The organism is Chryseomicrobium aureum (assembly GCF_043182735.1).
Taxonomy (GTDB): Bacteria; Bacillota; Bacilli; order Bacillales_A; family Planococcaceae; genus Chryseomicrobium; species Chryseomicrobium aureum.
Genome location: NZ_CP171117.1, coordinates 1177172 through 1198182, shown reverse-complemented (window position 1 = coordinate 1198182; position 21011 = coordinate 1177172). Strand labels below are relative to the sequence as shown.

Sequence of the window (21011 nt, the reverse complement as noted above, 5' to 3'; positions counted from 1 at the left end):
GCAATTCCTCATTTCTTCACTAAGTCTGGGCGCAATGTCACTGCCTCATTCAAGTATATATGTTCTACTTGGTTTTGAGCTACTGTTGTATTGACATGCATCATAATTCGAATGCATCGTGGCAAACTCTCTGCAACAGACATTTCATGCATGCACATGACGGGCACATACTCCCACCCTTCAATCGTACGAACGGCTTTTGCTGGAAAAGCCGAAATGACATCAGGGGTTGTAGAAATAATTACAGATGCAACGTCTTCAGCCTGAATAGAATTTACACGGGCCATCTCCATCGCAAGTTCTTGAGTAGCGATGAGAATTTGGTCTGGCTGATCTGCTGGAATCGTAGTTGCTCCTCGCACTCCTCTAATCATGTTCGCTCCTCCTTTACTAAGTTTACTAAACGATCATGAGCCAATCGTATTGCTTCTTCATGAACGGTGCTCACATACGGTTTTCCAATTTCATGTAAAAGTACAAATTGGATATCTTCGCCGCTATTTTTTTTATCTTTTCGAATATACGTGATAATTTCTTCTATAGAAAACTGAGTTACAGCTTCTAGCGGGTAGCCAAGTTTTGAAAGTTGTTTAAACCAATTCGTCGCGAGTTGCTCTAGGCCACTCAAGTAGAACGTTACAACAAGACCAATCGCAACGGCTTCTCCATGCTTCAGACGACCAAAACCGGCAAGAGCTTCTAAGGCATGACCATAAGTATGGCCAAGATTGAGATACTTCCGCACAGAAGCCTCTTTCTCATCTTGTTCCACAATTTTTGCTTTTACCTGTATGCCTTTTGCTAGCTCGGCTTGCCAATCTAATTTGCGTAGAGAATTGATAGAAGTAATCGTTTGGAGGTGATTCGACCAAGTACCATCTGAAAGGAAAGCGTGTTTAATAACTTCTGAAAAACCTGAACGCACTTCACTATCTGGGAGAGTTTTCAGAAAAGTTGGATCGTACAAAACACCGAGAGGCTGATGAAAAGCTCCGATCATGTTCTTTCCAAGACTATGGTTGATCCCTGTCTTCCCTCCAACCGCACTATCGTGTGCAAGAATCGTTGTTGGGATTTGAATGAAGGGGATCCCTCTCATATAGGTCGCTGCGACAAATCCTGCAAAATCTCCGATAGCCCCTCCCCCAAATGCAATTAGCACAGACTTTCTTGACACAGCATTTTCAAGTAGGAATGTCATCGATTGCTCATAGTGAGTCAGTGTTTTTGCAGACTCACCCGCACGAACAAGATGTAAACTGAATTCCAAGTCGAGCTGTCGCTTAAATTCTTCTCCGTGCAGAGTCCAGACATGCTGATCTGCAAATACGACCAATCTGTCATACTGAGCAGGCAACACGTTTGAAATTGACTGAATAGCCCCTTCTTGCAGAATAACGGGATAAGCCGCACTAGCTGTTTGAATAGTAAGTTCCATTTTAAAACTCCTTTGCAGCCTTACGTCGCTCATTGACGGCATTTCGCAATTGATCTAGGTGATCTGCAGGGAATGTTTCTAACAACGCTTGGGCAACTTCCCAAGCAATGACATGTTCCGCTACGACTGAAGCAGCCGGAACAGCGCAGGCATCAGAGCGCTCAATACTTGCTTTGAATACTTCTTTTGTATCGATATCTACGCTCTCAAGTGGTTTGTACAAGGTCGGAATTGGTTTCATCACGCCTCGAACTACTAATGGCATACCTGTAGACATACCACCTTCTGTTCCTCCAAGACGATTGGTCTCACGTGTATACCCATCTTGTGCATTGTAACGAATCTGATCATGAACTTGACTACCAGGTAGATTGGCCATTTCAAACCCTAGACCAAGCTCTACACCTTTAAATGCATTAATACTCATCATTGCAAATGCTAGTCGAGCATCGAGTTTACAGTCGTAATGCACATAGCTACCAACACCTGCTGGCATTCCAGTCACACGCACTTCGACGACTCCACCAATCGTATCTCCGGCTTTTTTTGCAGCATCAATTGCAGCGACCATCTGTTTTGATACTTCTTCATCCAAACAGTAGACCGGGTTACCTGCTGCACGCTCTGCGATTTCAGCAGCTTCAAGTGTTTCTGGAATAGAGCGGTCGGCGTGAATGCCCCCAATCGTCGTCACATACGCGGTTACGTGAATACCCAATTGTTCTAGCATTTGTTTTGCTAGCGCACCAGCAGCAACACGTACAGTAGTTTCGCGTGCTGAAGAACGTTCCAAAACGTTGCGAAGGTCACGGTGGTTGTATTTAATCCCACCGACAAGATCTGCATGTCCTGGTCGTGGTCTAGAAATTTGTCGTTTCATTTCTGTATCGTCTTCTGGAGGTTCAATACCCATAATATGTGTCCAGTGTTTCCAATCATCATTTGTCACTTGCAAACAAATAGGAGACCCTAGAGATTTCCCGTGACGAACACCTGCTGTGATTTCGACTAAATCTTTTTCAATCTGCATACGTCGTCCACGCCCATGTCCTCCCTGGCGTCTACGCAATGAATCATTTAATTTTTCAATTGAGATTTCAAGTTGAGAAGGTAAACCTTCAATAATAGTTGTCAGTTGAGGTCCATGTGACTCTCCGGCAGTTAAGTAACGCAAAATAACTTTCTCCCTTCAACGTGCTAAAGTATATGTTTTTCACTATACCACAATCATACGTGAATCTGAAATGGTGTACACCTAGAAAAACAAAAAAAGACACCCAAATGGATGTCTTTTAGCGGATTAGTTAATCCAGTCGTTTGAAGATTTCGTGTAAGAAACTAGCTCTTCTTCTTTAAAGAATAAACCGATTTCACGCTCAGCAGATTCAGCAGAATCTGAACCGTGAATGATATTTTTTCCAACAGTTACTGCGAAGTCTCCACGTACTGTTCCAGGAGCTGAATCTTTAGGGTTTGTAGCACCCATCATAAGACGTGCAGTTGAAATTACATTCTCACCTTCCCAAACCATAGCGAAAACTGGTCCAGAAGTGATAAAGTCTACTAATTCGCCAAAGAAAGGACGCTCTTTGTGCTCACCGTAGTGCTCTTCAGCAAGTTCAGTTGGGATTTGCATTAATTTAGCCCCAACAAGTTGGAAGCCCTTCTTTTCAAAACGGCCAACGATTTCACCAATAAGGTTACGTTGTACGCCATCAGGTTTTACCATTAAAAATGTTTTTTCCATTTTAGTCGCTCCTTAAAATCAAGTTTCACACGTTTAAAATCGTACCATTGTCTTGACTGAAGTTCAATTAAAATTTGCGTTTACTCATAAATAGAGCAATATTTTGCAAAGATCGTTTAGCGGGGCTATTTGGAAGGCTACGCATCTCGTTCATTGCTTTCTCTAAATACAAGTTGCTCAGTCGTTTTGCTTTTTCTAAGCCTTCGGATTTACGAAGAACTGTGAGGAGTTCATGTCGCGTCTCTTCTGTCGTGTCACCTTGTTCGATGCGTGCTAATAATCTCGAAACGTTTGCCTCATCACGTGCATAGACGACCGGTAACGTAATATTACCGAGGAGTAAATCACTACCCGCTGGTTTTCCAAGCATTTCATCCGTTGATACAATATCTAAAATATCGTCGACAATCTGGAAGGACATCCCTACGTAGTAACCAAAATTCCGTAAATGAATGCGTGTCTTATCATCGACTTCAGAAGCAAGCGCCCCAAGTTCACAGGATACACGAATCAACAGAGCGGTTTTACGACGAATTCTTCGCAAATAGTCTTTCACAGACAAATCATATAAGCGTTTATCTTCCACTTGTTCAATCTCACCTATGCATAATTCGACCATTGTATCAGCAAGTAACTTGTGAGCATATGGCTTTTCGATATTCGCAAGGGAAGCAATTGCTTTTGAAAACAGGAAGTCCCCTGTATACATGGCCATGCGATTGTTCCATTCGGCCTTCACTGTTGGTCTGCCCCGTCTAGTATCGGCATCATCGATTACGTCATCATGTACAAGTGATGCCATATGGATCAATTCAACAGGTACAGCTACATGTTTGATGCGTTCAATAGAAAAGTCCCCAAATTTCGCAGATAACAATACAAATACAGGACGAATTCGCTTTCCACCTGCTTGGAGCAAATGCAAAGAAGCATCTGTTAGCAGTGGAGCGTCGGATGCTACAGAAGTTATCAATTCTTTTTCGACTTGATCTAGGTCAGGTCGTAAATCGGCATATAAGGCTTTTAATTTCAACTTGTCCACTCAATACCATTCCTAACTACATCTTATAGCCGATATGCCGAGCTGCTGCTCCTCCACTATAAGGCTTACTTGTCACATTTTTAAATCCTACTTCTTCAAATAGTGCTGTAAGTGCTTGTCTATTTGGAAAGTCTTTTTGCGATTCTTGTAACCATGAATATTCATCGTAACTTTTTGCAAATAACTTTCCAAATATCGGCATGATATAACGGAAATACAATCGAAAGAAGCTATTGTATAGTTTTGAATCCGGTTGAGATGTCTCTAAACAAACAACCATACCTCCAGGTTTCACCACTCTGTACATTTCACTTAATACTTTTTTGTAATCAGGTACGTTGCGAAGTCCAAAACCGATTGTGACATAGTCAAATTCATTATCTGCAAATGGAAGCTCCATAGCATTGCCATGAATCAATTCAATTTGAGAAAAAGGTGCCGTCTTTTCACGTCCGACAGATAACATGTTTTGACTAAAATCGAGTCCAACTACTCTTCCTGATTCGCCAACATCTTGCCCTAATGCAATTGTCCAGTCTGCCGTTCCACAGCATACATCTAGAGCTGCAGATCCTGGTTTAACAGCCATAGCGTCCATAGTATCTTCACGCCATTTTTTATGCTGTTGAAAGCTAATTACGGCATTCATGGAATCATAGTTGGAAGAGATTTTTTCAAAGACTTCATGCACGCGTTGTTCTTTTTGTTTGGCCATAAGTCCACCTTCATCCTTACAATTTTGTCTCTAGTTCGACTTGTTCTTGAAGTAGAGACCGAATATACATTTTTAAATCGGAGGGTAGTTGTTCATACGCCTCGAGCTGACCCAGTAGGTCTGAAACGTCCATCTGCGGGAGTTGGCAAAAAGCGATTGTTTTTGCCAGTGGTACATACTTTGTCAGTCCTAGTTGTTGAAAAAGAGCTTGAGTAGGTGCAGTCACGATCGTCTGAGAAGCAGTTAAACGTTGCACTTCTGAAGTTTTGTCTACGCAAAGAAGCCGTGTGCGTGCTTCTGTCATAAGACGAATAGAGTTTGTTAACTGACCAATCAGCTCTGTTTTGCCTTCAACGGATAACAATTGATAATATTTACCACTATAATAATCTCCAGCAAGTACTTGTAACTGCTGACTTTTGTTTAAAGTCCCTCGCTCTATAACATCGTCATGACTTGACAGCGCAATATAGATAATCGCTGTTGCGTAGTAAGAAGTAAGTTCCTTTTCGTTTTCACCTACTAACAAAGGTAAAAACAACGAGGTCATCTGCAAGTCATTTAGCTTGGGTACCCCTGTATGTTTAACGAGTGACGGATGATACAGAATCTTCGCTATATCGTCACGCCAATTGTTTACTTGTTTTTGATAAATGTTTGTCATCTGTACGACCACCAACTATTTTGATTTCGACTCGCTAACAGCAACTCCATGAGCAGTCTGAATTTCAGCTTTTCCACGAATCTTTACAGCAGATGTGTGGTCTGTGAACTGTGCAATCATGACTTCTCCTGTATCGAGCTTTTCTGAATGATGGAACTTTGTATCCGTCCCACGCGTCAACCCGATTACATGCACACCATCTTCTAAAGCTTTAATTACAATAAATTCATTAGTCGCCATTGTCATGTCTCCTATCTGTATTTCTTAAGTTTACCATAGAGAGAACGTAATAATTAGGACATTTGTATGAAGGAATGAATTTCCGCACGTTTTACATCATCTTCTTGGAAAACGCCACGTGCAACAGCAGTAATTGTCTTAGCACCTGGTTTTTTAATTCCGCGCATTGTCATACACATATGTTCTGCCTCAATCACGACATATGCACCGTAAGGGTTTAGCATTTCCATAATATTGTCCGCAATTGTAGAAGTTATACGTTCTTGTAATTGAGGACGTCTCGCTGTCGTTTCTACAGCACGCGCTAATTTACTTAAACCTGTCACAACTCCGTTACGAGGAATATAGGCAACATGCGCTTTCCCGTAAAAAGGAACCAAATGATGTTCACACATCGAATGAAACGGAATATCTTTTACAAGCACTAATTCTTCATGGTCTTCATGAAAAATCGTTTTAAAATATTCTTTTGGATCTTGATGTAGACCTTCAAACATCTCCGCATACATTTTGGCAACTCGCTTAGGTGTTTCTATAAGACCTTCACGAGCAGGGTCTTCTCCTACAGCTTCTAAAATCATTTTTACTGCATTCTCTATTTTATGTAAATCGACCGTTGTCATCGCGGTTCCCCCTCGTACATTCATCATTAGAATCTTAACACAATGGGTAGTAATGGGGAAATTGTATATCTTGAATTAGAGCAAATAAAAAGAACAGCCACTAGGGCTGTTCTATGTAGACCATTATTTTACTGCATCTTTAAGTGCTTTCCCTGGTTTGAACGCAGGAACCTTAGAAGCAGCGATTTCGATTTCTTTACCTGTTTGTGGGTTACGACCTTTACGAGCCGCGCGCTCACGCACTTCAAAGTTACCAAAACCGATTAATTGAACTTTGTTTCCTTCTGCAAGAGCAGATTGGATGGATTCAAATACAGCATCAACCGCTTTAGAAGCATCTTTCTTTGAAAGAGAAGCTGATTCTGCTACAGCATTAACTAATTCTGTTTTATTCACATCATTCACCTCCTCTCAAGGAAGATACATTCAATCTGTAAAAAGAGTATCACAACGAAATAACGGATGCAACTCAATTTGCTACACAAATCGTTGTTATACAAGGATTTTGAGCATATTTCTGAGGGACTATTCAGCATTTTAAGAAAGCACAACATTTGGAAATACGCAAATAGTTTCCATAATATTTTTATTGAAACTAAAAAAGAAGCCGTATAGGCTCCTTTCTTCTCACAAAATAAATGAAACCAATCCTTGTTGTTCTTGCTTCACTATTTTTTCAATTGTTCTTACAAGCCGATGTTTTACTTGTCCAACCAATCACTGCGTTTCTTCTGAAAAAGGTGATTCTGAATTAATCAACAATACAAACGGCTTACCAAGTGATTTTAGTTGTGCCACAATTTCTTGCTCGGCCTCTTCAATCGATGGGAGGACTAAATGCTCAAGTAATTTTGAAATCAAAGTGGATTTGCCTACGCGGACTGGTCCCACGACGCCTATATATCCATCTCCATTTGTTCGTTTCACTAGTTCATTGAGAGCGCTCATCGCCATCCCCCTTTCATAGTTCACACTATGAAAAAAAGACCCACAGTAGACCTGTGGATCATTCTGGCAACATAAAAATTGGTTCATTATCTTCATTCACGGTATATGGAAGTGAATATGCAGGAACAATCGGTGAATCGTCAATTAACAAGTCCCGAATATCTGTACCTGGTTCAACCGGTTCATCGAGTTCTTGCAACTTCAAATTGAGTTCAAGTGAATAATCAATAAAAATTTCTCCCGTTCCAATAGCCACTAATGGCAATTGAGCGGTGGAATATGGACTTGGTACCGTCACTTCAGACGAGTATCCCATTTTTTCATAATCAAGTGCATAGACACCTTCTGCTAACGTTTCAGCAATTGGCGCATATCCATTAATAGAGCGGCGAAAGTTTAAATCCCGCAAGATATCTGTGGCGCGAAGATCGACAAGTTTAACAGTAGGATTCTCCTCTACATCCCAAATAATGTATTGATAGAATCCTCCAGCTTCAAAAGAGTTCGGTGGTACTTGTCCCATGATCGAAGGAACGATTTTCATGAAATCTACTGGATATTTGATAAATTGATCGACCGTTTGATCGCGTTCCTTGATAGGCAATAATCCCCCAGTGTTCTCACTGTACTGATCAACCGCTCTTTGAACTTGTTCAAGTTGCTCTGGATATGGATTGACGTTATCCGGTTGGTAGCCACTTTGGAATCCACAGGCTGATAGCAGGAGCATCGCACCAATAAGATAGATAAACAGCTGCTTTTGTTTCATCATGCTGTTCCTCGTGTTGGGTTAAATATGATATATAGCATGGAGACAAAACCAAGCAGCAGACAAACCCAGGCCACAATTCGGATTGGCCAAGCGACCCAGTTATTTTGAATTTTAGTGTTTACAAATAACATCAATAACATCGCAACAAACATAAATCCCATTGATCCAAAAGAGACCCACATTTTGTCTAATGACGACATGATAATCCCACTTTCTTAAAACGATTTAAAATCTTCTAGTTCGTGCTTCTTTGTACGAAGCATCAATTGATCTACACCTTCTTTAGGTGTTAACCCTTCAAACAATACTTTGTAGAGTGCTGTTGTAATCGGCATCTCGATGTCGTATTTTTGGGACAGCTGGTACGCTGCTTTCGTTGTGCGAACACCTTCCACAACCATACCCATATCTTCTAATACTTCTTCAAGAGAATTGCCTTTGCCTAATAGATTTCCTGCTCGCCAATTTCGGGAATGGACGGATGTACACGTCACAATCAAATCTCCCATACCAGTCAAGCCGATAAACGTATAAGGTTCTGCTCCCATTTGAATACCTAGTCGACTGATTTCCGCAAGTCCTCGCGTAATTAAAGCAGCTTTAGCATTGTCCCCGTAGCCTAAACCGTCTACAATACCAGCAGCCAGAGCAATCACATTCTTTAATGAACCGCCGAGCTCCACACCAATAATATCTTCATTGGTATAGACGCGGAAATAGTGATTCATGAACAAATCTTGTATTTTTTTTGCCGCTTCAATATCTGTGCTAGCCACAGTTACGGTAGTTGGATGCTTTAACACGACTTCTTCTGCGTGACTAGGCCCTGATAAAACAACGATACTTGATCGAAGTTCAGCTGGAATTTCCTCTTCCATAATTTCAGAAATTCGCTTTAAGGAATCTGGCTCAATTCCTTTAGATACGTGAACAAATGTTTTAGGCGTGTTTAAGAAAGGCATAAAGTTACTGATGACTTCCCGAAATGCTTTAGTAGGAACTGCTAGTACGATAACGTCAGAATGCGCAATCGCTTGCTGTAAATCGCTCGTTGCTTTCAGCGATTCAGGTAAAAGACGATCAGGCAAATATTTTGAGTTTGTGTGGTGGGAATTGATTTCATCTGATTGACTTTGTCGATGAGACCAAATCAAAGTGTTATGATCATTTTCAGCTAGTACAAATGCAAGAGCTGTCCCCCAACTTCCTGCCCCTATGACCGTGATTGTTTGCATTCTCTGCTCCCCCTTTTATGTGCGTGCACGCGCGATGATTTTAATTGGAGTCCCTTCAAAATCAAATGCTTCGCGTATACGGTTTTCTAAGAAACGGATATAAGAGAAGTGCATCAGCTCAGGTTCATTGACGAACACAACAAATGTCGGTGGACGAGTGGCAACTTGAGTTGCGTAATATATACGCAGACGCTTCCCTTTATCCGATGGAGCTGGATTTCGTGCTACTGCATCTTCTATTACCTCATTAAGAATAGAAGACTGGATACGCATCGCATGGTTTTCACTTACACGTTGGATAATTGGGAAGATGTTATGCACGCGTTGTTTCGTTAGAGCAGAAACAAAAACAATTGGCGCGTAATCTAAGAATAGGAAATGTTCACGAATTTGTTGTGTAAATACATTCATTGTCTTTTCATCTTTTTCTAAAGCATCCCATTTGTTTACAACGATAATGACACCGCGGCCTGCTTCATGCGCATATCCTGCAATCTTCTTGTCTTGCTCTTGAATTCCTTCTTCAGCATTCAAGACTACTAGGACAACATCTGAACGTTCGATCGCTTTCAATGCACGTAGGACACTGTATTTTTCAGTACTTTCATATACTTTCCCTTTTTTCCGCATTCCTGCCGTATCGATCATCACATATTCTTGATCATCAAATGTATAATGTGTATCAATCGCGTCACGTGTTGTACCTGCTACATCACTCACGATAACACGTTCTTGACCAAGAACCGCGTTAATTAGTGACGATTTACCGACATTCGGACGGCCGATCAATGAGAATTTAATGACTTCATCACCATAATCCTCTGCATCATCTTCTGGGAAGTGTTTTGCAGCTTCATCTAATAAGTCACCAAGTCCAAGTCCGTGAGAACCTGAGATCGGAAAAGGCTCACCCATGCCGAGTGAATAGAAATCATAGATCATATCACGCATGTCTGGATTGTCTATTTTGTTAACTGCAAGCACAATAGGTTTTTTAGTTTTGTAAAGAATTTTTGCCACGTATTCATCCGCAGCTGTGACACCTTCACGACCGTTTGTGAGGAAGATGATGACATCCGCTTCTTCCATCGCAACCTCTGCTTGTTGTTTGATTTGCTCTAAAAATGGCTCATCACTTAATTCAATACCACCTGTATCGATGATACTGAAATCATGTGTTAGCCATTCTGCTGAACTATAGATACGATCACGAGTAACACCTGGTGTATCCTCTACTATCGATACGCGTTCTCCTACTATACGATTAAAAATAGTCGATTTGCCGACGTTCGGCCTACCGACGATTGCTACTACTGGTTTTGTCATTTCGTTCATCCTTCCAACTTCATCTAAAAGGTATTATACACGAATACGGGCCAAAAAGAAAAAACAGAGGCATAGAAGCCTCTGTTACATTACTCTTTATTAAAATCTTTGAAACGGTCCCCTAACACATCAGAGATTGAAAAGCCTTTAGATTCTTCCGGCATTTCGTAATCTGAGAAGTCATCCGCCGTATTTTCTTGAAGCTCCTTGATGCTCAGTGAAAGTCTGCGCTCTTCAGGTTTCACATCTAATACTTTCACTTCAACTTCTTGCCCTTCACTTAGCACTTCGTGCGGAGAACCGATGTGTTGGTGAGAGATTTGTGAAATGTGCACAAGTCCTTCCACTCCTGGGAACACCTCAACGAATGCTCCAAATGAAGCAAGTCGTTTTACTGTACCTGTATGAACGGATCCGATTTGGGCTTTTTCTGATACAGTTTCCCAAGGACCTGGTAGTGTATCTTTGATGGACAGTGAAATTCGTTCTGCGTCACGATCTACTGATAAGATTTTGACATTCACTTTTTGCCCTTCACTTAAGGCACTCGCCACGTTATCTAAGTGATCGTGAGAGATTTGTGAAATGTGCACAAGTCCGTCAACCCCTCCAATATCAACGAATGCTCCAAATGAAGCAAGTCGTTGCACAGTTCCTTCAACTACACTTCCAACTTCAAGTTGATCAAGAGTTTGCTGTTTTAAAGAAGATTTCTGCTCCTCTACAACAGCTCGGTGTGAAAGAATGACTCGGTTTTTTTCTTTGTCGAGTTCAACAATTTTGAACTCTAGTGTCTTGCCTTTATAGTCATCGAAGCTTTCGACAAAATGATCTTCTATCAAAGAAGCAGGAATAAATCCTCGTACGCCGATATCGACGACAAGTCCACCTTTCACTACTTCTTTTACTTCTGTTTCTATAATTGTACCGTTTGTAAATTTCTCTTCAAGTCCGTTCCAAGCCTCTTCAGCTGCTGCTTTTCGCTTTGAGAGGACATAATTTTGCTCTTCTACTTTTGTGACCATTAGTTTCAGTTCATCGCCAACTGCTACTACGTCTGAAGCTTTTTCTACGTGAAGACTAGATAACTCGCTGATCGGTACAATACCGTTAAACGGAGCGTTCTCGATTGTAACTGTAATCGACTTTTCATCGACTTGTTCTACTTTCGCTTGAACAATATCGCCTTCTTTGAGTACTGGGATATCGTTTACATTCATTTCTTCTGTCATAAGATAATCCTCCTCCACTACGTCTATAGCTTATTTTAGTCGAAATTGGCTGATAATACAAAACCTAGCCATTACCTACTATATGGCAGGAGGGTCAAAAGTATTCTTAGAACTTTACTTATGTGCATCCAATAGCTTTTGAATTTCAGCCATGATAGCTGCTGTCACAACGTCTGCGGATGCACGTTGTTCACGAAAAGGTGTCATATCCATTGGTTTACCATAGATCACTTTAAGACGTTTGAACGGCTTATAAGGCCCTACGATAGCCGTAGGAATTACAACCGCATCTCCGCGTAGTGCAAAAAACCCTGCACCCGCTAGACCCTCTTTTAAAACGCCATCTTTTGAACGTGTACCTTCCGGAAAAAGACCGACCACATTCCCGTCTTTAAGAAGCTGGATTGCTTTTCTCATGGCTTCCCGGTCACTCATGCCACGTTTAACAGGAAAAGCATTTAATTTCGGAATTAAAGTTTTTAAAATTGGCGCATTAAATAATTCTTCTTTTGCCATAAAATGTACCGGTCTTGGTGCCAAAATTCCAACAACCGGTGGATCCAGTGCATGTATATGATTTGAGCAGACAAGTACTCCCCCTTCTTTCGGGAAGTCTTCTGTTCCATGAACATCGAAGCGATAGATAGGCGAAAGAGCACCATACACTACAGTTTTTGCTACTTGATATAAATTCATTGTTCAGACTCCTTTGCCTTTGCAAGCATATAAATCTCATCTACCACTTGCTCTATCGATAATTCAGTAGTGTCTAAATAAAGTGCATCTTCTGCTTGAACAAGTGGAGAGGCTTCTCTTTCACTGTCAAACTTATCTCGACGAATGATGTCTGCTTTTAGTTCTTCAAATTCAATATGAATGCCTCTTTTTTCATTGTCTACAAAACGTCTGCGAGCGCGCTCATCCGCTGATGCTGACATAAAGATTTTCAGTTCAGCGTCAGGTATGACATGCGTACCGATGTCACGGCCATCCATGATCACGCCTCCTGTATTTGCAAGTACCATTTGTCGCTTCACTAAATCTTCACGTACCAAAGCATGAGCGGCAACTTGTGATACATTTGCTGTCACATCCTGAGTACGGATAGCTTCCGATACATTCTCACCATCCAAATACACTTGTTGCCCGTTTTCAGAGGGTTGAAGCTCTATACTAGTCTCTTCTAATAGTTTTACGATTTCTTGTTCTGAAGAAAGATCAAGACCATTTTTTATTGATTTGTATGTAATGGCCCGATACATTGCTCCTGTATCAACATATGTATAATTCAATTTTTCTGCTGCTAATTTAGCAATTGTTGATTTGCCGGCACCCGCAGGTCCATCAATGGCAATACGTATAGTTTTCATCGTCAGTTTCCTCCAGTTCATCAGAAATAGTTTACCATAAAAACTCCTCTAGCTGTTGTTGAACTCATCCCTCTGAAAAGAGCAAGTAGTGCAACAATGATAGCAGTTGCCCATTTTTTTTGAATCACAAAATCTCCTCCTTTTCTAGTAAAGGTGTGGAGAAAGTGAAAAACTATACAAAAAAACTTCCGACAAGTCGAAAGTTTTAAGAAGGCTTATTAGAGTCGTAAAACGGATGTTGCATAAGGCGATACTTTCTCGATAAGATGTGCGCTTGCTTAACACGTGACAGTGCGAAAATCCAAAGTCCTAACATGAACACAGACCATACCATTACTTCATCGTCTGCCGTATAAAGAATGGAATTATAGACAAAATGCAAAAGTAAGGGTGCAAAAAGAGCAAGCGTTAACTGTAATTTTTCACCTTTTTTCACAAACTGAGCTCTTCCTAAATAATAGCCCATCACAACTCCAAACAATGCATGACTAGAAACAGGAAGGAGTGCACGGATAAACGCATTATCTATCCCAAAACTAACCAAGAATAAGATATTCTCCACAGTCGCAAAGCCTAATGCAACACTAGCACCGTACAAAATACCGTCATAAGGATCCGAAAATTTTGTTTGGCGATAGATAGCGACAAGTAAGATCAACCATTTAAAGAACTCTTCTAACATCGCAGATAGAGAGCCACTCCAAAACGAGTTGTCTGTTAAAGCAGTTTCTTGCTGCACTATGTATTGAATGAAGAGAATCGGGAACGTTAAGATGGCTCCGTATATGAATGAATAAAAAAGTAATCTAGTTGGTTCAGACTCAATTTCTCGACGTAAATAGAAATAGCTGAGGAGAGCAAGAGATGGTGCAATTGCAACTGATACTAGTATGAACAGTTTTTTCTCCTCCTCTCGTGGTACTATATTCTTATCGTACCATTTTATATAAGGAGTGGGAAAATGAAAAAATTATTGTTGCTGCATACAGGTGGAACTATCTCTATGCATGCGGACGCAGAATCTGCTGCCGTCATGACATCTGAAAAAAATCCATTATCCGCAGAATTGGATAAATTAGCCGCGCTTGCTGAGATTGAAGAACTCGAAGTGTTCAATTTACCGTCCCCACATATTACGCCACAGCATATGCTTGAACTCAAATCGATAATTGAACAAAAACTAGCGACTTCTCATTTCGATGGAGTAGTTATCACGCATGGTACAGACACGCTTGAAGAAACAGCCTATTTTTTAGACTTAACGCTTCAGACGGATACACCTATCGTACTGACAGGAGCTATGCGCTCTTCAAATGAACTGGGGGCAGATGGCGTATATAATCTATTAACCGCCTCACGAGTGGCACTTCACAAACAAGCAAATGCAAAAGGAGTATTAGTCGTTCTAAATGACGAGATTCATACTGCTGAAGGTGTTACAAAAACTCATACTAGCAATGTGAGTACGTTCCAATCCCCTTCATACGGACCCATTGGACACGTCACAAAGAAAATTATTCATTTCCATCATACCCCACTTCGAACACCCTCGTTACCAATTGCAACTCTCGAGAAGCGAGTGGGCTTATTAAAAGTATATGCTGGAATGGAACCTGAAATTATCGAAGCCATATTTAATACAGGCTATGATGGGATTGTGTTAGAAGGACTTGGACAAGGAAATATACCACCTGCCCTCGTGCCCGAGATTGAGAAATTACAACATCGCGGAATTCCTGTAGTCTTAGTTTCACGCTGTTTTAATGGGATTGCTCTCGACGTCTATGGATATGCAGGAGGAGGACGTGATTTAAAAAATCGTGGCGTTCATTTTGCGCATGGTTTGAATGGACAGAAGGCTCGGCTTGCTTTGCTTGCGGCACTTCATCAAGATGATGTCGACAAGGCACTGTTCCACTTTTTCCAGTCTCCTTTTGAGGAAGACTAGTTAGATGTGGAGAACGCCACTCTAAACTGGAAAGCCCTCCACCCTGGTCGACATTTCCTGTGAGGATTTCCCCGAGCCTCCCCACGTAAGATGAAAGAAGGACACTTTCCTCTTCGTTGCCGGGTCTCGGGAAAACCCTGATGGCACGGGAAATGACGACCTGGGTTCCGGGCTTTGTTGGCACTAATTACTTTAACCATTGAATTTCTCTTAGTCTTACTTCAGTACCTGTACCATGTATGATACTTTATTTCCACTACGGGGCTGCTTTCCGTTGGCGCTGCGTGAGTTTCCTCGTCTCAGGCTCCTGCGCAATCTCACGGTGGAGCCTATGGACTTTAGTGCACTATCAGGTTGATTATTACATTAAATCGGTTGATTATGACGTTAGTGGCATCCATTAGTACAATAAGTTGCTCAATTGATACGGTAGCGGCTTTAATTATGACATTTCTGATAGTATGGAAAGTAATTATAAGCCTATAAACACGAAAAAGGCGTTTCTCGTCAAATGAGAAACTCCTTTTCATTATGCTTTTTTGCAATGTGTGTTGCGATTAACTCACCATGAAATCGTCCATTTTCGATAAAAATTTCGTTGGCGTTATTTCCTGCCGCTATGACACCTGCAATATACACGCCTGGAATATTGGTCTCCATCGTTTCATCATTTAAGTAGGGTCTGCCAGTCTCTTGATCGAATTCAATACCCAAGTCATATAAAAACTGTCGGTTTGGATGATACCCTGTCATCGCGAATACAAAATCAGCAGGTACTACGTTTTCTTCCCCTTGCTTTACTACACGTACACTGTCAGAAGTGATTTCTAACACTTCTGTTGAGAAATGCATCGCAATTTCCCCAGTTTTGACTGCCCCTTCAAACTCAGGTAAGACCCATGGTTTGATACTTGGAGAATAAGTATCCCCTCTGTAGAAAACGTCAACGAACGCGCCTGCTTTATTTAATTCTAATGCAGCGTCGATGGCTGAATTTTTCCCACCAATTACCACTACACGTTGCTGAAAATAAGGATGCCCTTCTTTAAAGTAATGGGAAACATGGTCAAGTTCTTCACCTGGAACGTTTAAATAATTCGGTTGATCATAATAGCCAGTCGCTAAAATTAAGTTCTTTCCTTGATATGTGTCCTTGGATGTTGTAACTTGAAATACATCTCCAACCTTTGAAATACTTTTGGCAGATTCAAATGTATTTATTTTTAACTCTTTACGTTTCACAACTTCTCTATAATAGACAAGTGCCTGATTCCTTCTTGGCTTTCTCTCCTCTACTAGAAAAGGAACATCTCCAATAGATAACTTTTCACTCGTACTGAAAAATGTTTGGTGCGTTGGGTAGTTATAAATGGCGTTCACTACGTTTCCTTTTTCAATACAAACATAACTAAGTCCTTGTTCTATTACGGCAATCGCTGCGGCTAGTCCGCAGGGTCCGCCTCCTATGATGACAACATCATACATCACGTTCTATCACTTCTTTCCTACTATCTGAATGCTATGCACTTCACTTTCAGCGCCTAGGCGCAACGGAAGTGCTGTCGTACCAAAACCATTTGAAATTAAACTATGCCGATTATTTCTCTTTGTGAAAGTTCCAACTGGTTGAATGCCATAATTTAAAAATCGGATCTGTCCACCGTGGTGATGACCTGCAACTTCTAAATCAATACCCTCTATTTTAGAAAAATAATGAGGTGAGTGTGTCATAAATAGAGTGAAAATGGATGGATCAACATCTTCAAATGCTTTGTCTATATCTACTGTACCAGTATAGCCATCGTCAATCCCAACAATTTGCATTGGAATTGTTTCAAGTCTTTCAGTTCTATTTGATAATACCTTCACATCGTATTTTGAAAACAGCTGAAGAAGTTCGGGTTCCCCTACTTCTCTATCATTATTTCCAAAGACATAATAACAGGGACCAACTGTAGACAAGCGCTGAATATTTTTTTCGACGCGAGACAGCGGAACACCGCCTTCAACCAGGTCGCCTCCAATCAACACAAAATCATAGGACCATTTGGTGAACGACTTAGGAATAGTTCGTTGATGAACATCTGAGATAAATAAACATCGCACAGATTGTGAAAACTTCGATGTATGGACGACATGATGTTTGATATTGACTTCAGTCGCTAAACGTTTCATATAATACACGAGTTGAAGTCCTGTTTTCACTAAAACCAACATAGTTTCTCCTTCTTTCTTTAAGGAAACGAACAACTCGCCCCCCTAAGGAGCGAGCTGCTATGGCAATACGAGTTGTTGGCCCGTACTAATTTCATTGGAAGTTAAATTGTTTGCTTGCTTGATTCGGTCTACTGCACTTGGATCATTGTAATAAGTAACCGCTATACGATAAAGAGTTTCCCCTGCTTGAACAGTGTGTGTGCGAGCTGCTGGTTGTTGTGGCTCTGGTTGCTGCACAGGCTCCTGCACTTCTTCAACAGGCTCTTGTTCTACTGGTTCTTGTTCTACCGGTTCTTGCTCGACAACTTCCTCTACTTCTTCTACAGGTTGTTCTTCCTGCTCTTCTTCCTCCTCTTGCTGCACTGGAGTAACAGGTTGAACGTCTAATTGAATGACTTGTTGATTGGCAGGTACTTCATTTGCTAGTGGATTATAAAACACAGAAACATATACAAATAAAATGATTGGTGAAATAATCCCCAACGTAAACAATGTAGGCAAAAACCAACTACGTGGAGTTTTAGAAGATTGTTTTTTTATCTTCTTCTGGTGACGAGCTCTACGAGTGGCTGTTACAGGCTCGTCAATAGGTTTTCGATGCTCATCTAGCCTTTTTTGATAGTCATTATTTGCCATGATACTTGCCCCCACATGCGTTCTTTTGTCTAATTATGCCGAATTGAAGTGTGAAAGTAAATGATACTTAAGGGAATAATTGTGCGAGTCTTGTCGAATAATCCAATTTTGAGTTATCTATTTGACTCTGGTCTTTTAGTTTTAAGCTTTGCTTAGCTAGCAAAGTATTTGTACAGTTTGAACAGCAGATTTCTGGTCGCTCACTCAAAGATTCACCAAATGCTTCAACTAATGAACTACGGATGCAACGAGAAGAAGTTAGTAAATTATACAAAGAATAAATGTCTCGTTGTTTTGTACTTCGTATCCCTTCAAACAATTCTACAAGGTGTTTATCATCCAATTTTGTTTTCCAATAGTCTAAGATACGCTGCTTCTGTTCTCCAATCTCCATTTCACGAAACATCTGTATGTCCTGTTCATCAGGAATGTCCGAAGTTGCTATATACACGCTTTTTGAGACATCGTCAGGATGATAATAAAGTGTTGCAAAGGACTGCTTTCCATCTCGTGAAGCACGTCCAATCTCCTGCAAATAGTTGCTAACCGATGTTGGAATATGATCATGAATGACTTGCCGAATATCTTCTTTATGGATGCCCATTCCAAAAGCATTTGTTGCACATACCCAGTCTAGTTGCCCTAATGAAAACTGTTGCTGAATAAGCGTGCGATCCATCGTTTCCATCCCGCCATGATAAGCCGCTGCACGAATGCCTTTTTTTCGTAATTGTGCTGCGTAATAAACAGCCTTCTTTCTAGACTGGGTATAGAGAATTCCAGGTCCACTAAGCGTGGTAATTTGTTGAACAATTTCTTTTTCTCGAGATGATTCAGAGTCTACTACGATGGATTCTACTGCTATAGTAGGTCGATCAACTGACCTCACAACTTCTACCATATCCGGTCTTTTCAATAAATTTTTGATATCTTGGCGAGCTTGCGGAGAGGCTGTTGCCGTCAATGCAAGTAATGGTTTGTTAAATTCTTTATGTATCCATTCTGCTGCTCGCAAATAATCAGGACGGAAATCATATCCCCATTGTGTTAGACAATGTGCTTCATCAAATACAAAGTACCCTATATGTAAACTTTTTAAAGCATGCTTCACCTGTTCTGTTTGCATTACTTCAGGAGAAACAAATACATAGTCGAAAGTATGCAAGTTGCGTAAAGTATTTTTACGTTCACCGACTGATTGAAAAGAAGTAAGTGCTACTACTCTTTTGACGCCTTTTAAACGCAATTGTTCCACTTGATCCATCATTAACGAAACTAGTGGTGATACAATCACAACTGCCCCACTATAATAGGGCTTCGGAAATTGATAGAGTATAGATTTTCCTGTTCCAGTGGGCAGAACGGCTAACACGTCACGTCCCTCTAAGAAGTTACGAATAACATCTTCTTGCCCTATTCTAAAAGCAGGGAACCCAAATCGCTCAGCCAACTGTCGCTCTAAATTACTCATTCAGATCCCCTCCTAACGCAAGCGCTAGCCGAATTTGAAAATAACTAAATTGCGGCAACTGCTCTCTAAGCAACTTCAACTTATGTGTATTGAGTTGAAGTTGCTTCTTTTTGATTTTCATCACATCTTGTTCAGTAATATAATCTTGATAGTTAAAGCCGGTCGTATAACTGGCCAGTTCAATAATATGATCCTCAATTGTACTTAATTTTAAGCTTCGTACCATTGACACTTCCTCTAAGCTATACCCTTTTTGCAATAGACTTTGCGTATTTTTTGCAGTTTCAGTCAATGGAGAGGGTGGCTCGAACAAGCGAACTAAGGGACTACGCTGTTGCTCAAGATATCCATAAAATCGCAAGACGCTCTGTCGGTATACATACAGACAATCAATTGCTGCTGTATTAAATTGTTCCGCAAGTTGAGTCCACGTCAGTCCTGCCGTTTGATATCCGGTTATCCGATAAACGAACAGATTTTTCTCAAGCTCTGTTGATAATTCTTCAGTCACAAAACTATGTAGTGTCTTCTTCACTTCATTCGCTACTGTTGAAAGTGATGGCTGTGTATATAACCATTCTTTTACACGGTGTTGAATTGTTTGATTATCTATAACGGGAATGTATCGGTTATTCTCATATAAAGCATTGGATGCAAGTTGAGCAATCAAAAGAAGCGTTGCCTCGACAGAAAGCAGTGCTGGCGGGACTACACCTCTATGAAATAGAGTCGAAAATTCATCTAGTTGTTCTTTGCCTTTATCCGTCACTATAGGCTTTTCTATCGAATGAATCCACTTTAAATCAATCAATTCTTGTACATATTGATTATAAGATTCTTTCGAAAGGTCTTGACCCACACCAAAAAAACCAGCTACTTTATAGTAATGGATATCTTGTAGTGTCTGTCCAGATTTTTTACCTCGTAAGATATAATAAGGAGCCATGACAGAACGTTCCCCGTTCAATTGGTGAAATAGTGAAGTTAATAGTTTATGAAAAAACATAGCACACCTCATGTTTAATGGTTGAAATGCAGTCTTACAATCTATAAAATGAAAGCTATACGAAGAGTTGCTTGATAAAAAAGGAGAGACCGTAATGGCTAAATATACAATTGTTGATAAAGATACGTGCATCGCATGTGGTGCTTGCGGAGCTGCAGCGCCTGATATTTATGACTATGATGACGAAGGAATTGCATTCGTTATTTTAGATGATAACATGGGGACTACCGCTGTTCCAGACGAGTTATTAGAGGATTTAGAAGATGCATTCGAAGGGTGTCCGACAGATTCAATCAAAGTTGCAGACGAATCATTTGATGGAGATGCATTAAAATACGAATAGATATGAAGAAAATCGTCTAGTTCACTACGAACTAGACG

General features: G+C 40.7%; 26 protein-coding genes. 2 read left to right on the top strand and 24 right to left on the bottom strand.

Annotated features, from left to right (window positions below):
* Nucleotides 1-8: 8 nt before the first annotated feature.
* The 19 genes from aroH to prsW all read right to left on the bottom strand — a co-directional run bounded on the left by aroH (nt 9) and on the right by prsW (nt 14244).
* Nucleotides 9-374: a chorismate mutase gene (gene aroH, locus ACF3OH_RS06365; protein WP_204589156.1), complete on the bottom strand. Its 366-nt coding sequence runs from the start codon at nt 372-374 to the stop codon at nt 9-11.
* Nucleotides 371-1438, bottom strand: coding sequence for a 3-dehydroquinate synthase (gene aroB / locus ACF3OH_RS06360; protein ID WP_392456423.1), 1068 nt, complete (start codon nt 1436-1438; stop codon nt 371-373). Before aroB ends, aroH begins: the two co-directional genes overlap by 4 nt.
* A gap of 1 nt (nt 1439) precedes the next feature.
* Complete coding sequence (gene aroC, locus ACF3OH_RS06355; RefSeq protein ID WP_392456421.1) at nt 1440-2612, bottom strand: chorismate synthase; 1173 nt, start codon at nt 2610-2612, stop codon at nt 1440-1442.
* Nucleotides 2613-2738: 126 nt separating this feature from the next.
* Nucleotides 2739-3185: a nucleoside-diphosphate kinase gene (ndk, locus tag ACF3OH_RS06350; RefSeq protein WP_204589153.1), complete on the bottom strand. Its 447-nt coding sequence runs from the start codon at nt 3183-3185 to the stop codon at nt 2739-2741.
* A 67-nt stretch (nt 3186-3252) separates the two neighbouring features.
* Nucleotides 3253-4227 (bottom strand): polyprenyl synthetase family protein, encoded by a 975-nt coding sequence (locus ACF3OH_RS06345; RefSeq protein ID WP_204589152.1) that lies wholly within the window; start codon nt 4225-4227, stop codon nt 3253-3255.
* A gap of 16 nt (nt 4228-4243) precedes the next feature.
* Nucleotides 4244-4942 carry a demethylmenaquinone methyltransferase gene (locus ACF3OH_RS06340; RefSeq protein ID WP_204589151.1) on the bottom strand — a complete coding sequence of 233 codons (699 nt, stop codon included), beginning with the start codon at nt 4940-4942 and terminating at the stop codon, nt 4244-4246.
* Nucleotides 4943-4958: 16 nt separating this feature from the next.
* Entirely contained in the window at nt 4959-5606 is a 648-nt protein-coding gene (locus ACF3OH_RS06335) for a heptaprenyl diphosphate synthase component 1 (RefSeq protein WP_392456418.1), read from the bottom strand.
* A 15-nt stretch (nt 5607-5621) separates the two neighbouring features.
* A complete protein-coding gene (gene mtrB / locus ACF3OH_RS06330; RefSeq protein ID WP_204589149.1) occupies nt 5622-5846 on the bottom strand; it encodes a trp RNA-binding attenuation protein MtrB in 225 nt (74 codons plus the stop codon).
* A gap of 53 nt (nt 5847-5899) precedes the next feature.
* Nucleotides 5900-6469 (bottom strand): GTP cyclohydrolase I FolE, encoded by a 570-nt coding sequence (gene folE, locus ACF3OH_RS06325; RefSeq protein WP_204589148.1) that lies wholly within the window; start codon nt 6467-6469, stop codon nt 5900-5902.
* A gap of 123 nt (nt 6470-6592) precedes the next feature.
* The gene (locus tag ACF3OH_RS06320) at nt 6593-6865 is read right to left on the bottom strand and encodes an HU family DNA-binding protein (RefSeq protein WP_094941762.1); all 273 of its coding nucleotides are present in this window, start codon (nt 6863-6865) and stop codon (nt 6593-6595) included.
* A 321-nt stretch (nt 6866-7186) separates the two neighbouring features.
* The gene (locus ACF3OH_RS06315; protein ID WP_392456415.1) at nt 7187-7417 is read right to left on the bottom strand and encodes a hypothetical protein; all 231 of its coding nucleotides are present in this window, start codon (nt 7415-7417) and stop codon (nt 7187-7189) included.
* 58 nt (nt 7418-7475) lie between these two features.
* Complete coding sequence (locus tag ACF3OH_RS06310) at nt 7476-8189, bottom strand: hypothetical protein (RefSeq protein WP_392456413.1); 714 nt, start codon at nt 8187-8189, stop codon at nt 7476-7478.
* Nucleotides 8186-8371: a DUF2768 domain-containing protein gene (locus ACF3OH_RS06305; protein ID WP_275580359.1), complete on the bottom strand. Its 186-nt coding sequence runs from the start codon at nt 8369-8371 to the stop codon at nt 8186-8188. Before ACF3OH_RS06305 ends, ACF3OH_RS06310 begins: the two co-directional genes overlap by 4 nt.
* A gap of 33 nt (nt 8372-8404) precedes the next feature.
* Complete coding sequence (locus ACF3OH_RS06300) at nt 8405-9424, bottom strand: NAD(P)H-dependent glycerol-3-phosphate dehydrogenase (RefSeq protein ID WP_392456411.1); 1020 nt, start codon at nt 9422-9424, stop codon at nt 8405-8407.
* 15 nt (nt 9425-9439) lie between these two features.
* The gene (der, locus tag ACF3OH_RS06295) at nt 9440-10750 is read right to left on the bottom strand and encodes a ribosome biogenesis GTPase Der (protein WP_204589144.1); all 1311 of its coding nucleotides are present in this window, start codon (nt 10748-10750) and stop codon (nt 9440-9442) included.
* 89 nt (nt 10751-10839) lie between these two features.
* Nucleotides 10840-11982, bottom strand: coding sequence for a 30S ribosomal protein S1 (gene rpsA / locus ACF3OH_RS06290; protein ID WP_204589143.1), 1143 nt, complete (start codon nt 11980-11982; stop codon nt 10840-10842).
* Nucleotides 11983-12096: 114 nt separating this feature from the next.
* On the bottom strand, nt 12097-12678 hold the full coding sequence (locus ACF3OH_RS06285; RefSeq protein ID WP_204589142.1) for a 1-acyl-sn-glycerol-3-phosphate acyltransferase: 582 nt from the start codon (nt 12676-12678) through the stop codon (nt 12097-12099).
* Nucleotides 12675-13352, bottom strand: a complete 678-nt coding sequence (gene cmk, locus ACF3OH_RS06280; RefSeq protein ID WP_392456406.1) for a (d)CMP kinase — start codon at nt 13350-13352, stop codon at nt 12675-12677. The genes ACF3OH_RS06285 and cmk overlap by 4 nt, the downstream gene beginning before the upstream one ends.
* 205 nt (nt 13353-13557) lie before the next feature.
* A complete protein-coding gene (gene prsW / locus ACF3OH_RS06275) occupies nt 13558-14244 on the bottom strand; it encodes a glutamic-type intramembrane protease PrsW (RefSeq protein WP_338032424.1) in 687 nt (228 codons plus the stop codon).
* 69 nt (nt 14245-14313) lie between these two features.
* Between prsW and ACF3OH_RS06270 the strand changes: the two genes are divergently transcribed.
* Entirely contained in the window at nt 14314-15300 is a 987-nt protein-coding gene (locus ACF3OH_RS06270) for an asparaginase (RefSeq protein WP_204589139.1), read from the top strand.
* Between the two features lie 507 nt (nt 15301-15807).
* On the opposite strand, the gene ACF3OH_RS06265 is transcribed toward ACF3OH_RS06270, so the two are convergent.
* From ACF3OH_RS06265 to ACF3OH_RS06245, 5 genes are all read right to left on the bottom strand, one after another.
* Nucleotides 15808-16785 carry a YpdA family putative bacillithiol disulfide reductase gene (locus tag ACF3OH_RS06265; protein WP_392456716.1) on the bottom strand — a complete coding sequence of 326 codons (978 nt, stop codon included), beginning with the start codon at nt 16783-16785 and terminating at the stop codon, nt 15808-15810.
* Between the two features lie 9 nt (nt 16786-16794).
* Complete coding sequence (locus tag ACF3OH_RS06260) at nt 16795-17517, bottom strand: metallophosphoesterase (RefSeq protein WP_392456404.1); 723 nt, start codon at nt 17515-17517, stop codon at nt 16795-16797.
* A 57-nt stretch (nt 17518-17574) separates the two neighbouring features.
* Complete coding sequence (locus ACF3OH_RS06255) at nt 17575-18153, bottom strand: LysM peptidoglycan-binding domain-containing protein (RefSeq protein WP_204589137.1); 579 nt, start codon at nt 18151-18153, stop codon at nt 17575-17577.
* 67 nt (nt 18154-18220) lie between these two features.
* Nucleotides 18221-19624, bottom strand: a complete 1404-nt coding sequence (locus ACF3OH_RS06250; RefSeq protein ID WP_204589136.1) for an ATP-dependent DNA helicase RecQ — start codon at nt 19622-19624, stop codon at nt 18221-18223.
* Nucleotides 19617-20630: a helix-turn-helix domain-containing protein gene (locus ACF3OH_RS06245; RefSeq protein WP_392456400.1), complete on the bottom strand. Its 1014-nt coding sequence runs from the start codon at nt 20628-20630 to the stop codon at nt 19617-19619. Before ACF3OH_RS06245 ends, ACF3OH_RS06250 begins: the two co-directional genes overlap by 8 nt.
* Nucleotides 20631-20724: 94 nt before the next feature.
* On the opposite strand from ACF3OH_RS06245, the gene ACF3OH_RS06240 reads away from it, so the two are divergent.
* On the top strand, nt 20725-20973 hold the full coding sequence (locus ACF3OH_RS06240; RefSeq protein WP_204589134.1) for a ferredoxin: 249 nt from the start codon (nt 20725-20727) through the stop codon (nt 20971-20973).
* Nucleotides 20974-21011 lie beyond the last annotated feature (38 nt).

Excerpts from the sequence above, each read along its gene's own strand:
- aroH (WP_204589156.1), bottom strand. The coding sequence starts at position 374 with ATGATTAGAGGAGTGCGAGGAGCAACTACGATTCCAGCAGATCAGCCA.
- aroB (WP_392456423.1), bottom strand. The coding sequence starts at position 1,438 with ATGGAACTTACTATTCAAACAGCTAGTGCGGCTTATCCCGTTATTCTG.
- ndk (WP_204589153.1), bottom strand. The coding sequence starts at position 3,185 with ATGGAAAAAACATTTTTAATGGTAAAACCTGATGGCGTACAACGTAAC.
- ACF3OH_RS06340 (WP_204589151.1), bottom strand. The coding sequence starts at position 4,942 with ATGGCCAAACAAAAAGAACAACGCGTGCATGAAGTCTTTGAAAAAATC.
- ACF3OH_RS06335 (WP_392456418.1), bottom strand. The coding sequence starts at position 5,606 with ATGACAAACATTTATCAAAAACAAGTAAACAATTGGCGTGACGATATA.
- mtrB (WP_204589149.1), bottom strand. The coding sequence starts at position 5,846 with ATGGCGACTAATGAATTTATTGTAATTAAAGCTTTAGAAGATGGTGTG.
- folE (WP_204589148.1), bottom strand. The coding sequence starts at position 6,469 with ATGACAACGGTCGATTTACATAAAATAGAGAATGCAGTAAAAATGATT.
- ACF3OH_RS06315 (WP_392456415.1), bottom strand. The coding sequence starts at position 7,417 with ATGAGCGCTCTCAATGAACTAGTGAAACGAACAAATGGAGATGGATAT.
- ACF3OH_RS06310 (WP_392456413.1), bottom strand. The coding sequence starts at position 8,189 with ATGATGAAACAAAAGCAGCTGTTTATCTATCTTATTGGTGCGATGCTC.
- ACF3OH_RS06305 (WP_275580359.1), bottom strand. The coding sequence starts at position 8,371 with ATGTGGGTCTCTTTTGGATCAATGGGATTTATGTTTGTTGCGATGTTA.
- ACF3OH_RS06300 (WP_392456411.1), bottom strand. The coding sequence starts at position 9,424 with ATGCAAACAATCACGGTCATAGGGGCAGGAAGTTGGGGGACAGCTCTT.
- der (WP_204589144.1), bottom strand. The coding sequence starts at position 10,750 with ATGACAAAACCAGTAGTAGCAATCGTCGGTAGGCCGAACGTCGGCAAA.
- rpsA (WP_204589143.1), bottom strand. The coding sequence starts at position 11,982 with ATGACAGAAGAAATGAATGTAAACGATATCCCAGTACTCAAAGAAGGC.
- ACF3OH_RS06285 (WP_204589142.1), bottom strand. The coding sequence starts at position 12,678 with ATGAATTTATATCAAGTAGCAAAAACTGTAGTGTATGGTGCTCTTTCG.
- cmk (WP_392456406.1), bottom strand. The coding sequence starts at position 13,352 with ATGAAAACTATACGTATTGCCATTGATGGACCTGCGGGTGCCGGCAAA.
- ACF3OH_RS06270 (WP_204589139.1), top strand. The coding sequence starts at position 14,314 with ATGAAAAAATTATTGTTGCTGCATACAGGTGGAACTATCTCTATGCAT.
- ACF3OH_RS06265 (WP_392456716.1), bottom strand. The coding sequence starts at position 16,785 with ATGTATGATGTTGTCATCATAGGAGGCGGACCCTGCGGACTAGCCGCA.
- ACF3OH_RS06260 (WP_392456404.1), bottom strand. The coding sequence starts at position 17,517 with ATGTTGGTTTTAGTGAAAACAGGACTTCAACTCGTGTATTATATGAAA.
- ACF3OH_RS06255 (WP_204589137.1), bottom strand. The coding sequence starts at position 18,153 with ATGGCAAATAATGACTATCAAAAAAGGCTAGATGAGCATCGAAAACCT.
- ACF3OH_RS06250 (WP_204589136.1), bottom strand. The coding sequence starts at position 19,624 with ATGAGTAATTTAGAGCGACAGTTGGCTGAGCGATTTGGGTTCCCTGCT.
- ACF3OH_RS06245 (WP_392456400.1), bottom strand. The coding sequence starts at position 20,630 with ATGTTTTTTCATAAACTATTAACTTCACTATTTCACCAATTGAACGGG.
- ACF3OH_RS06240 (WP_204589134.1), top strand. The coding sequence starts at position 20,725 with ATGGCTAAATATACAATTGTTGATAAAGATACGTGCATCGCATGTGGT.